The sequence below is a fragment of the Blautia massiliensis (ex Durand et al. 2017) genome, assembly GCF_001487165.1.
GTDB lineage: Bacteria > Bacillota > Clostridia > Lachnospirales > Lachnospiraceae > Blautia_A > Blautia_A fusiformis.
Window position 1 is genome coordinate 1119842 of record NZ_LN913006.1, and the last position, 13046, is coordinate 1132887.

General features: G+C 39.4%; 12 protein-coding genes. 11 read left to right on the forward strand and 1 reads right to left on the reverse strand.

Annotated features, from left to right (window positions below; translation table 11 throughout):
* The first annotated feature begins 383 nt into the window (after positions 1–383).
* The 9 genes from BN3261_RS06130 to BN3261_RS06165 all read left to right on the forward strand — a co-directional run bounded on the left by BN3261_RS06130 (position 384) and on the right by BN3261_RS06165 (position 7272).
* A complete protein-coding gene (locus BN3261_RS06130; RefSeq protein ID WP_059085739.1) occupies positions 384–623 on the forward strand; it encodes a hypothetical protein in 240 nt (79 codons plus the stop codon).
* A gap of 21 nt (positions 624–644) precedes the next feature.
* A complete protein-coding gene (locus tag BN3261_RS06135; RefSeq protein WP_022387878.1) occupies positions 645–1196 on the forward strand; it encodes a hypothetical protein in 552 nt (183 codons plus the stop codon).
* 281 nt (positions 1197–1477) lie between these two features.
* Positions 1478–1645 (forward strand): hypothetical protein, encoded by a 168-nt coding sequence (locus BN3261_RS17180; RefSeq protein ID WP_330383248.1) that lies wholly within the window; start codon positions 1478–1480, stop codon positions 1643–1645.
* Positions 1646–1991: 346 nt separating this feature from the next.
* Positions 1992–2549, forward strand: a complete 558-nt coding sequence (locus BN3261_RS06140; protein WP_059085740.1) for an RNA polymerase sigma factor — start codon at positions 1992–1994, stop codon at positions 2547–2549.
* The gene (locus BN3261_RS06145; RefSeq protein ID WP_059085741.1) at positions 2546–3937 is read left to right on the forward strand and encodes a DUF4179 domain-containing protein; all 1392 of its coding nucleotides are present in this window, start codon (positions 2546–2548) and stop codon (positions 3935–3937) included. Before BN3261_RS06140 ends, BN3261_RS06145 begins: the two co-directional genes overlap by 4 nt.
* Positions 3938–4093: 156 nt before the next feature.
* The gene (locus tag BN3261_RS17185) at positions 4094–4531 is read left to right on the forward strand and encodes a helix-turn-helix transcriptional regulator (protein ID WP_110925764.1); all 438 of its coding nucleotides are present in this window, start codon (positions 4094–4096) and stop codon (positions 4529–4531) included.
* Between the two features lie 10 nt (positions 4532–4541).
* Entirely contained in the window at positions 4542–5099 is a 558-nt protein-coding gene (gene lepB, locus BN3261_RS06155) for a signal peptidase I (RefSeq protein WP_059085742.1), read from the forward strand.
* 487 nt (positions 5100–5586) lie between these two features.
* A complete protein-coding gene (locus tag BN3261_RS06160; protein WP_059085743.1) occupies positions 5587–5916 on the forward strand; it encodes a PadR family transcriptional regulator in 330 nt (109 codons plus the stop codon).
* Positions 5917–5919: 3 nt separating this feature from the next.
* Complete coding sequence (locus BN3261_RS06165) at positions 5920–7272, forward strand: FtsW/RodA/SpoVE family cell cycle protein (RefSeq protein WP_059085744.1); 1353 nt, start codon at positions 5920–5922, stop codon at positions 7270–7272.
* A 62-nt stretch (positions 7273–7334) separates the two neighbouring features.
* On the opposite strand, the gene BN3261_RS06170 is transcribed toward BN3261_RS06165, so the two are convergent.
* Complete coding sequence (locus BN3261_RS06170; protein WP_059085745.1) at positions 7335–8207, reverse strand: helix-turn-helix domain-containing protein; 873 nt, start codon at positions 8205–8207, stop codon at positions 7335–7337.
* A gap of 218 nt (positions 8208–8425) precedes the next feature.
* On the opposite strand from BN3261_RS06170, the gene BN3261_RS06175 reads away from it, so the two are divergent.
* Both BN3261_RS06175 and BN3261_RS06180 read left to right on the forward strand, forming a co-directional pair.
* A complete protein-coding gene (locus tag BN3261_RS06175) occupies positions 8426–11485 on the forward strand; it encodes a glycoside hydrolase family 2 TIM barrel-domain containing protein (RefSeq protein WP_059085746.1) in 3060 nt (1019 codons plus the stop codon).
* A gap of 58 nt (positions 11486–11543) precedes the next feature.
* Positions 11544–12977: an alpha-L-fucosidase gene (locus tag BN3261_RS06180; protein WP_059085747.1), complete on the forward strand. Its 1434-nt coding sequence runs from the start codon at positions 11544–11546 to the stop codon at positions 12975–12977.
* Positions 12978–13046: the final 69 nt, after the last annotated feature.

Here is a 13046-nt window from a genome sequence, read left to right on the forward strand (position 1 = left end):
TAGAAACTTTCGGATTATTGGAGGAAGAGTTTAAGGAGTATGTGGGTGGAAATCTGAAAGATCTTACGGTTTTGGATGCTTTCGACTCATTGTTCTTAAATGGAAAGGCAAATCAGGAAGCGCAATTTCAGCAGTTTGCTTCCTTGGAAATCCACAATTGCAGTCTGTGGCATCTAGGAAAGGAGTTATATTACTATCCTGTATATTTGTTGGATTTATTCTTTTGTTACTTTACAGAGAAACATTTGTTCATCTTAGCATAATTTACAGAAGAGAAAAATATAGTGCAGGTAGTAGTGTAAGAAATGTGATCGAACCAAAAGACCTTGGGATGCAGTCCGATTGTGACGATGCATGTAACTGGGATGATAAGGAGAATATTTATGATTGAAGCTGTAGCAGTACTTCTTTTTTTTATAGTTGCAGGAACTCTATGGGGGATAATAGAAACTTTTAAATATAGGAAATTTTTTTCAAGAGACTGTGAAAACGGACAAATCTCCACTATTAAAGCGTACCGAATAAAGCGACGTGGATCCTGGCGGATTTTTGGTGACCGTATTCTAGATGAAAAATCGTTTCTGGTAATGAGGGAAAAGGAGTCAAAGTTAAAAATTCATTAATTCAATAGCGGGGTATTTTAAATGGCTGAACAAAATGTTTTTAATCTAATGCAAAACGATGAGATTGGACTGTTGTGGAAAAAGATATATCAATTACATCAAAAAACCAAAATTTATCTACTTACAGCCGAAGAAATATCAGAAAATGGGGATGCATTGATTCAGCCATTAAAAGAGCACCGGGATGCATATGATCATATTGTAAGGATTTTTGCTAGCACAACTAAAAAAGTGCCGGAAGGATACGATTACTATTCTTATATCAAAGGAAATCTTGAGAAAGCATATGGACATGAATATCGTGCTTTTTTTGATACGGCAGACTGGCTTGCATACAATCTGCGGCATAATTTGAGAGAGCGCATAAATGCGATTCCATATAATAAAAGAAATCAATTAATCCCAAATTGCAAAGAAACAATCAAATTATTGAACCAATACCCATTTGAAATTTCTAATCTACGAAATGACAAGGATATAGTAAAAGAGTCTGACTCGGATGAGACAATAAAAGAATATGAAAATTTGCTTAGGCAATTAATAAAGTTATATAAAGAAATTGATTCAATTTGATGTTGCTACTAAAACAATTAATAGACTGATTGATCGTCGAAAGGTATCTGTTTGTCCATATCAGTGATATGTTACTCCATAAGGAGAGTTCAGGAATATGTAGAATATTACACTTGCAAAAAAAATCTGAGTGCAGAAGTGGCAGACCTTTTTTACAAGTGTAATACGGTTTTGCTTTCAAGAGCGACTCAACGACTTGAATATCAGACAATTTAGAGGAATACATTTTATCTGGAAAAGATATTTCTTCAAATGAAAAAATAGCAAAGCATGAGGTCTGGGTGAAAGAATTGCTGAAAAAATATTCGGATATTAATGCAGAGAACATTCATGCAATTCTTCAAAAAGAAGTAGGACTGGTGTTTGTACATGTGCTGGAAGAGTCCGGAGTTTATAAATGCACACCAAAAGGAAGAGAAGATTTTATGCGTTTTGTGGAAAGTTTATAGGATGTGTTTTGACCGTGATTATAATGAATGCTGTAGTATAAAGTACAAAACTACAGAACAAGAAAATATTTTATAACAGCAGTTGCAGCCGGTATCTCATGAGATATAAAATGAGAATATCGGCTGCTTTTCATTATTTTTACCTCTAAAAGATAATCTTCTGAAAACCAAAACTGTAGTTTGGATCTCAACTGAAAAAAATTAAATTTTTTTGTTACCATCCACTATTTTTTACGATATATAATATGAATGGAAATTTTTTTATTCAAAAAGGCGCCTTATCTGTTGCTGGTCAGATTATGGACAGTGACTTTTATCTTAAAGAAACCCGGAGGACAACCTGCAAATGAATGATGATGAAATTATAAACCTGTTTTTGAAAAGAGATGAGAATGGAATTATAGAATTGAGTACTAAGTATCATCCCTATTGCTACAAGATTGCCTGGAATTTATTGGCGAATAGAGAAGATGCCGAGGAATGTCTGAATGATACCTGGTTTTCAGTATGGTCACAGATTCCACCTACGCATCCTCCTGTATTGGCACACTTTTGCGGTCGGATTACAAGAAATCTTAGTATTGACTGCTTAAGGAAAAAGTTTGCAGGCAAGCGCCCGGATGTTCATATGGCAGATGTTATGGAGGAAATGGAGCAGCTAAATGTAACTTATACCGTGGAAGAACAGCTGGCGGAAAAAGAACTGATGGAAACCATAAATCGTTTTTTGGAAGAAATGTCTCCAAAGGACAGAAATATTTTTGTACGAAGATACTGGTTTTTAGATCCTGTTTCTGCAATATCCAAAAGGCATCATATGTCAGCGGGAAGCGTGAAAATGAATTTATACAGAAACCGGAAAAAGCTGTTGAAACTGTTGGAAAAAGAAGGAGGACGCATATGAAAAAGTTTGATTTTTCAAAAGAATTTGGTAATATTGATCCGAAATATATAGAGGAAGCAGAGCGGGAATGGAGTGAAAAAAAGGAAAACCGGAGACCAAAAGGGTGGAGCAAAGCAGCAGCTGCCTGTGTGATCGTCACCTTGGGTTCTGTTATCTTTTCTAATCCACATATCCAGGCTGCAATAAAAAATATTACATTGTCCATAGGAGAAACCCTTGGTTTCCCAAAAGGCATTGAATCTTATACGGAAGTGTTGAATACCTCTAAGGAAGACAAAGGAATTACTGTAACATTAAAAGAAGTTGTTCTGGATAATGGGGTTCTGTTAACAAAGGTGCATGCAGAAAAAACATCTTCCGGGCAAAAGGACACGGATGATGTCCAGGATGACTGGACCTTTGCCAATACACAGCTTGACATTGATTATCAGAAAACTACAATAAATGGACAGAAAATTGAAGAATACGAAAGCGGACACCTTCTGCCATATTCGGACGAAGATTTGCTAAATACTGGACTGGATGAAAATGTCTATGATGCTGTTCTGGAATCCCGGTTTTCCCTTGATGGTGATTTGGGAGAAAATCCAGAAGTACATTTGGTACTCGGTGCCTATCAAAATGAAAATCTTGGCGAAGATTATTTCGCAGAGTTTGAGTTTGATTTTTCTATTCCCCATGAGGAGCTTATGAAACAGACAGTTCATAAAAAGCTGGAAGATGTTTCTGTTAAAACAGAAGAAGGAACCGTAAAATTAACAGACTTTTCCATGAATAAACTGCAAAGTATAATTAAGGCAGAAATTCCGGAAGAACTTGAGGAAAAGCTGTATAATGGTAATGAGATGATGCTTATGGGGACAGACAGTAAAGGAAATCAGGTACAGTATGAACTGCGCAGTAATTCGGCAGCAGATGGTAAAACTCAATGGAGTTTTAAAACCAGTTTCTGGGGCATGTATCAGCTGGATTCTGACGGTCCGGTCCTTTTGCTCCCGGATATTGACAGCGATTATCTGGAATTACAGCTTTATACCAGAGAACCTTACATGGCTGCTGCAGACACTGTCTGGGGTGATGACGATTTTGTAGAAATTGGTGAGACTACAGAAGAGGTAGAAGAAGTTCCAGAGGATACTTTGGAGGGAGAAAATCCGTCAGATGCAGAGGATCAGGTTGAAACTCAAATTATCGGAGGGGCAGATGCTCCCACAGAAGTAAGGCTTCAAGACGATACAGACCAGAAAGAAAATACCGACGCAGCAGATAAAACGGATGAAGATTACGGAACCGAAGAAAGCGCATATTATGATGGAGCTACAGGTGAAATCACTGCAGAATCTGGTTGGACACCTGTCGGGGATAAAATAAGGATTCAGATTAGGTAGAGAAACGTGAATCTGTTTTCAAAAATCCCATGTCAAAGAAGCTTTGCATACCTGTTTTTTTCGCTGTAAAAGGTAAATTGCTTTTCATTTGGCAGAAATTTTTATATAATCCAGGTGAGAAAGCAAAACCGATTGGAAGAACAGGAGCAGAGCAATATGAACATTGGAACGCAGATATTAAAAATACGAAAAGAAAAGGGACTGACCCAGGAGGAATTTGGAAAAATATTTCATGTTACCAGACAGACTGTGTCTAATTGGGAAAATGAAAAGAGCTATCCGGATCTGCAGATTCTCATAGACATCAGCAACCGTTTTGATATTTCTCTCGATGTCTTAATAAAGGAAGATGTCAAAATGGTAAAAACCATGGATAAAGAAAGAGTGCTTGGATCATTGAAACGGGAAAAGTCTGTTATTGACTTTTTTACAGGTGCAGGAACTGGAATTGTAATCACCTGCCTGTTTTCGGCTGATACAATGGTCAGAACGGTTACCATTGTATTAGGCGTGATCATGATCGGAATTGGCTGGTACCGGGAAGCAAAATATGACAAAAGATTGTTCAGATATATGAATAATGAAGAACGGTGAGGTGGAGAGCATGAAAATCTGGCGTGAACTGTTAGGCTATGTGAAATTGCTTGTAATAGTAGTGGCGATTACCCTGGTTATCAATAATGTTGTTTTGATTAACGCAAAAATCCCTTCACCCTCCATGGAAAAAACACTTATGGTGAAAGACCGCCTTTTCGGCTTTCGGCTTGCGTATGGAATTAATCTTGATCTGTTCGGTTATGAAATTTCTGAAAAGTTCAAGGACCCGGAGCGATTTGATATTGTAATATTCAAATACCCAGATGATGAAAGTCGTCTTTTTATCAAAAGAGTGATCGGACTGCCGGGAAAAGTAGTGGAAATTAAGGATGGGAAAGTTTACATTGATGGTTCACCCACTCCATTGGATGACTCTTTCATTCCGGAGAAAATGATTGGAAGTTATGGTCCATATACAGTTCCGGAAAACAGTTATTTCATGCTTGGTGACAACCGGAATAATTCGAAGGATTCACGTTCATGGAAAAACAAATTCGTACGATTTGACCAGCTTGTGGGGAAAGCTGTTATAAGATACTATCCATCTTTCAAGTGGTTAGGATAATAAGAAACGCGAATATCAGTGGCTTATTAAGCACTGGAATATTCGCGTTTTTTATTTGATATCACTAAGATTATATATTTTCAAATATATGTAATCAGTTGGCCACATGATCAAGTTCTTTACAATACGCATTGGGAGGATTGCAAGGAAGCCTTTTCCGTAGAGCATGTCCAGCCGTAAGGTATTTAACAGAATATATAGCAAGAATTCTCCTTCCTCTACAGGTGGGAGATGAATTGCAAAATAAAAAAACATTTGTTCTACAATGCAAATCGTGGTATAATGAATGATTTTCTATAGTTTTTCTATACTTCAAAATACGTGAAAGTATAGTATCTATGCGGATAATCAAAAATTAGATATAAAATATAAAATTTTTGATAAATCTTATTGATATATTGACAAATAACGTAAAATAATCTATTATATAGACAACCGATATATAGAACGTCGATATATAGCTTATTCTAAGAAGGGGGTGGACCAGATGGCTATTGAAAGAGCATTGGTTTCAGGAAGTATGGCAATGCTTGTAATGAAACTTTTGTCTGAAAAGGATATGTATGGATATGAGATGATCGACACACTGAGGCAAAAATCTCAGAATGTATTTGAGCTGAAGGCAGGAACTCTTTATCCATTGCTGCACAGCCTGGAAGAGAAAGGACTCCTGACAGTATATGAACAGGATGTAGCTGGAAAGACCAGAAAGTATTATAGCCTTACCAGACAGGGAAGAGGATTCCTTGAAAAGAAAATAGAGGAATGGAAAGAGTATTCTGCAGCAGTGGCCAATGTGCTTATATTGGAGGTGTGAGTTATGGACGAATATCTGAAATTATTGCTGGAACAGATTCGCTGCACAAAAGCCAGACCATACATAAAACAGGAACTGCAGGATCATATGGAGGATCAGATTGCGGAAAACATGAAGGCAGGCATGGATCATGAACAGGCAGAGAAGGAAGCCGTCAGAGACATGGGGGATCCTGTGGAAACAGGAATCTCCCTTGACAGTATCCACAGACCTCAAGCTGCATGGAAACTTTTGGGAATGATTATACTTATCAGCATTGCAGGTGTTCTGATACATGCAGGGATTTCCGGAAAAGCCAGTGAGAATGCGGTAGCCGGTTCTGACAGATATGTGTCTCATGTTATGATCGGGCTGGCTGTCATGATGATTTTGTATCTGCTGGACTATACCGTACTGGCAAAATTTTCAAAAATAATTGCAGCTGTTTTATTGTCCGCCTGTTTGCTGGTTATATTGGAAGGAGGCCAGGTAAACGGAGCAAGGATTTTTATATCACTGCCAGGAGGCAGAAGAGGCATGGATGTACAAAAACTGATGCTGTTTTATGTCCCCATATATGGAGCAATTTTATATAAATATCATGGGTGGGGATATAAGGGACTGGTAAGAGCAATCTTATGGCTGATTGCTCCAGTAATATTAGTTTACAGCCTGCCGGCACTCAGGACAGCTTGTGTGATGCTGGTAACTATGCTGACTATGTTGACGATCGCAATCAAAAAGGACTGGTTTACTGTCAGAAAGAAAAGAACTATCTGTGGAATCTGGGCTGTGTTTTTGACCGCGCCCATAGCAGCTTTCCTGGGTATGTACCTGAGAAACAGGCTGGCGGAATATCAAATTGCGCGCATACAGGCGATGTTTTCCAGCGGTAGCGAAACAGATTATCTCACAAAAATGTTGCATTCACTTTGGAGACAAAATAAGCTGATCGGGAAAAGCAAATCAGATGTAACGGGAATCCTGCCAGCATTTAACGCGGATTACATTCTGACCTATCTGTCATCTGTATATGGAATAATTGCAGCTATACTTTTGTGCTGTGTTCTTGCGGTTTTGATTTTTGCAGTCTTTAACACTGCGTTGCGACAGAAAAATCAGCTGGGTATGATGATGGGATGCGGGTGCGGAATTGTATTTCTCATCAGTTTTTTGATAAATGTCCTTGAGAATCTTGGCGTATTTCCGCAATCAATAACATTTCTTCCGTTTTTTTCAGCCGGAGGAAGCTGTATCATAGTTTCTTATGGACTCATGGGAATCGTGCTGAGTACTTACAGGTATAAGAATATTTATCTGCGACATCCTGAAACAGGCTTTATGTCCATTAATTCTAAGGTAAAAAAAGTATCGTAATATTATGTTAAATAAAATCAATCAAAAACGCTGAGAATTGCTCCCAGCGTTTTTGATTGGTTTTATTTTGGACAGCTTTCTGCATTCGGCACCAGCTGTTTGCGGAACTGTGAAGGGGAAATGCCACACTGTTTTCGGAAAAAGCGGCTGAAATATAATGGATTTTCGTACCCGACCAGGTTGGCTATTTCTGTGATATTATAATTGGTCGTTTCCAGAAGTATTTTTGCATTGGTAAGCCTCAGAGACTGCACGTATTGAGCAGGTGTAGTATTGGCATACTGACGGAAGTTCTGGATGAACCAGCTGATACTTATATTGTGGGAAACAGCATAGTCCTCAATACTTATAGGTTTATTATAATGCATCCGAAAGTACTGTGCAGCCTGTTCCATATCGTTCATGTTCTGAAGGTTCTTTTTACGTGGCTTTTGCAGTGCTATTCTATGGAGGCTGATCAGGAGAATTGTGAAATAATTTATCAGCATCTCCTCACAATCAATTCGCTGCAGATTCAGTTCCTCGATCATGGACATAAATAGATTTTTGTACTCAATGGAGATACCGGTATAAATAATGCGGGTATCGTCGGTAATCCCATATCTTCTCAGAAAGTTCTTTACATTATTTCCAGTAAAGTGAACCCAGTAAACTTCAGTCTGATCCGCTCCATAATAATAGCGTTGTTCCTCACGTGGACGGTAGAGTACCATATTGCCGGCTTCTACAACAGTAGGTTTTCCATCAAAATAAAAATGTGCCCGTCCGGATGCGATGTAAAGAAGCTGATAATCAAGCCGGCCTTTCGGGCGGTGGGTAGGAAGCTTTTCTACGGTGTATAGATGATAAGTGCCGCAGCTTCCAATAAACAGGGGATGTTTTTTATCCATAAAATCTACCCTGGATTTGTGATAGTATGCTGATAACGTATACAAGTAATGTCCTCCTTGTCATATTGCACAAAACACAACAATATGAATTGTGCAATTTTACGATTCTACAAAATATTGTTAAAAAATAGTTGGTTATTATGTAATAAGTATAACATTTTGTGCATGTTTTGTCGAATGTTGTTTATGTATTTTTTTATAATAAAAAAGTATAATGATAGTACGACAAAAGCAAAACAATAAACGTATTGGGAGGATATCACATGATCATACCTAAGCATTATGAAAATCTTAACATGCTGCATGAGAATACCATGCCATACCGTTCCTACTATGTACCGGCTTCCGCCTGCATGGGAGCCCTCGTACATGACAGGGAAAAATCGGACAGAATAGAATTTCTGAATGGAAACTGGAAATTCCGTTTCTATGAGAGCATTTATGACCTGCAGGAAAAATTTTATGAAGAAAGCTATGATACAAATGGGTTCGGGGAGATACCTGTGCCGGGGATCTGGCAGAATTTCGGCTATGACGAGCATCAGTATACCAATGTACGTTATCCGATTCCCCTTGATCCGCCATACGTTCCACAGGACAACCCATGCGGGGCATATGTTCATGAGTTTGAGTATGAAAAAGATGAACATGCGCCAAAAGCATATCTGAACTTTGAAGGCGTGGATTCCTGCTTTTATGTATGGTTAAACGGATGTTATGTGGGATATAGCCAGGTTTCACACTGCACCAGTGAATTTGATGTGACAGATTACATCCGTAGTGGAAAGAATACACTGGCAGTGCTGGTTCTGAAATGGTGTGATGGTACTTATCTGGAAGACCAGGATAAATTCCGAATGACCGGTATTTTCCGTGATGTATATCTGTTAAAAAGACCGGAAGCAGTTCTGTATGATTACTTCACTACTACAAAACTACTGGGAAGTACAGCAGATGTAGAGATCTGTGCAAAATTTCTTGGCAGCGCAGCAGAAACTGTAAACATCCGGATCCAGGATATGGATGGCAACACAGTGGCAGCGGGTGGATTTAAAGAAACGGCTGAAGGGGAATATTCCCATAAAGCAGTGTTTACAATCATGGAACCGAAGCTCTGGAATCCGGAGACTCCATATCTTTATCAGGTAGTATTTGAGACTGAAGGAGAAGTGATCACTGACAGGATTGGTCTTCGTGAAGTAAAACGAGATGGAAGCGTAATCTATATCAACGGGGTAAAAGTGAAGTTCAATGGTGTCAACCGTCATGATTCCGATCCGGTGACAGGAGCTGTGATCAGTATTGAACAGGCAGACCTTGACCTGAAGATGATGAAAGCTAACAATTTTAACGCTGTACGAAGCAGCCATTATCCGAATGCGCCGTATTTCTATCAGCTGTGTGATGAATATGGACTCTTTGTGATCGCAGAGGCAGATAACGAAAGCCATGGTACCCAGAGCCAGTATCTGAAGAACCAGGAATGGGATAATGTAGTAGAACATTGGAATAAACGCATCTCCAACAATCCGGATTTTATCCCGGCTACCATGGATCGTACAAAGCTCTGTGTATACCGTGAGAAGAACCGTCCATGTATTGTGATGTGGTCCATGGGAAATGAATGCGGATACGGATGTACTTTTGAAGAAGCCTTAAAGTGGACAAAAGAATTTGACCCTACCAGACTCACTACATATGAAAGTGCTTTTTATCAGAGCTCTGACAGGGAATATGATTATTCCAATATTGATGTAGTCGGAAGAATGTACCCGGCATTTTCGGAAATAGAAGAATATATGGAAAAGGATCCGGAAAAACCGTTCCTTTTGGTAGAGTACTGCCATGCTATGGGAAATGGCCCTGGAGATCTGGAGGACTATTTCCAGTTTATCCAGAAATATGATGCACTTTGCGGCGGATTTGTCTGGGAGTGGTGCGACCATGCGATTTATAAGGGAAAAGCCGAAAATGGAAAAGGAATTTACTATTATGGCGGCGATCACGGGGAAGAGATCCACGATGGAAACTTCTGTATGGACGGACTGGTATATCCGGACAGAAAGCCACATGTCGGTCTGAAAGAATACAAAAACATATACAGACCTGCAAGAGTACTTCATTATGACCAGCAGACAGGTGAAGCTGTACTTCATAATTATCTGAACTATGTGGATTTAAAAGATTACATTTATTTAATATATGAAATGAGCGTTGATGGAGATGCTAAATATGTAGCTCATATAAATCTGGATGAGAGTATCCCGGCTCATGGTGAAGGAAAAATCAAACTTCCTGTTTCTGTTCCGGACAAAGGAAAATGTTATCTTAGAGTATTCTATTATCTGAAAAATGGCACACCGCTTATGCAGCCGGATACGTTACTGGGATTTGATGAGATTCTCTTAACGAATGCAGATGGAAGAAACCAGAAAGCAGCAGAGCTCCTTACAGAAACTGAAACAGATGATATCCTTACAGTGGAAGAAAATGATAAATTCTTTACAATCCATGCAGGACAGAAAACTACCTATGTATTTAACCGCCTGACAGGACTGTTTGAAGGACTGAACGTAAATGGCAAAGAAATCCTTGATCGACCAATGGAACTGAACATCTGGAGAGCTCCGACAGACAATGACCGTAAGATCAAACTGGAATGGATGAATGCGCATTATGACCAGAGCTATGCAAGAGCATATGAGACCTTCTGCAACATTGAAAACGGACAGGTACATATCACAGGAACCATGAGCGTTTCAGCACCTACTGTACAGAGGATCCTGAACGTGAAAGCAGAATGGATCATAACTCCGGGCGGTGCAATCCGTGTAAAAATGAACGTGAAGAGGGATATGGAATTCCCGATGCTCCCAAGGTTCGGAATCCGGCTGTTTCTTGATAAAGAATTTGACAATGCGGAATACTATGGAATCGGACCAGATGAAAGTTATGTAGATAAAAAGAGATCAGGCCATCATGGAAGACATTGTGCGGAAATTCATGAGATGCATGAAGATTATCTGCGTCCGCAGGAAAACGGAAGCCATACAGACTGTGATTATCTGATCCTTAAAGGAGCAGATCTTACTTTTGCAGCAGCAGGAGAAAAGACATTCTCCTTTAATGCATCACCATATACACAGGAAGAACTGACAACAAAAAAACACAGCTACGAGCTTCAGCCGTGCGGAAGTACTGTTTTATGTCTGGATTATGCGCAGAACGGAATCGGATCTAACAGCTGTGGGCCGGAATTATCAGAGCAGTATCGTCTGGATGCAGAAGAATTTGATTTTGAGATTAAAATGACAATTAAATAATATATGTTCGAAAATAGATAGACATATTGATAGAATTTTGTGAAAAAGGAGAAGGATTATGCTTTATACAGGTTTTGAAGAAGATAAACGTTTGGTTCAGGTTGTACCATCAGCAAGACAGATTGCATATGAAAACATGGAATTTTTCTGTTTCATTCATTTCACTGTAAATACTTTTACCGGAAGCGAATGGGGGGATGGAACAGAACCGGAATCCATTTTTAATCCGACAGAGCTGGACGCACGCCAGTGGGCAAAAACAGCAGCAGAGGGTGGGATGAAGGGCTTGATCCTCACATGCAAACATCATGACGGATTTTGCCTGTGGCCATCCAAATACACCGAGCATAGTATCAAAAACTCCCCGTACAAAAACGGAAAAGGGGATATTGTCAGAGAAACAGCCGAAGCGTGCCGGGAGTTTGGACTTAAATTTGGTGTTTATCTTTCACCCTGGGACAGAAACAACAGCAGCTATGGAAAGGGAAAAGAGTATGACGATTACTATCTGAACCAGCTGACAGAGCTGCTGACAGAATATGGTGATATCTTTGTGATCTGGCTGGACGGTGCATGTGGTGAGGGACCAAATGGAAAGGTCCAGAAATACGACTGGCAGAGATATTATAAAGTGATGCGTGAACTGCAGCCAAATGCGGTGATTTCTATTTCAGGCCCGGACATCAGATGGTGTGGAAACGAGGCAGGGGAAGTAAGACCGAGTGAATGGAGCGTTGTTGCAAAGGATATGACTGATCCGGCGATCACAGCAGCGTTAAGCCAGCAGGAAGATAATGAAGAATTCCGGAACCGGCCGTTGGACGAGACCCAGACAGACCTTGGAAGCAGGGAACGCCTTGCAAATGAAAAAGAGCTTGCATGGTACCCTGCAGAGACGGATGTTTCTATCCGTCCAGGCTGGTTCTATCATGAGGAAGAAGATGAACAGGTCCGCTCCTTTGAGAACCTGAAAGACATTTACTTAAAATCCGTAGGGGGAAATACCACATTATTATTAAATCTTCCTCCGATGAAAAATGGCCGTATCCATGAAACAGATGCTGCAAATCTGAAACAGTTGGGCGAGTTTATTGAGAATACCTTTAAACATAATCTTTTACAGGATGCGGAAATATCTATACTCTCTGCTTCAAATGCTGAGAAAAGTAATGGAGAAGCATTAAGAATGGATGATTATGATTCTTATTTTGTAAATGAAGAGGGGGATAAAGAACTCTCTATCAATATAAAATGGGAGAAACCGAGAAAAGTGTCATATCTGGTCATTAAGGAAGCTATTCCGCTTAGTCAAAGAGTAGAGTCTTTTTCTGTAAGCTATGAGAATGATGGAATTATGCAGGAATGTTATAAAGGAACAACCATTGGTTATAAAAAAATAATAGATTTACAGGAAATTGAAACAGCAAATCTTATTATTAATATTGATGATGCAAGAGTTGCTCCGGCAATATCATTTGTTGGCGTATATTAAGGAAGAACGAAAGGACCAGATACAGTTTTGTTTCTGGTCCTTTAATATTCAAGCCAAGAACCGCAATAT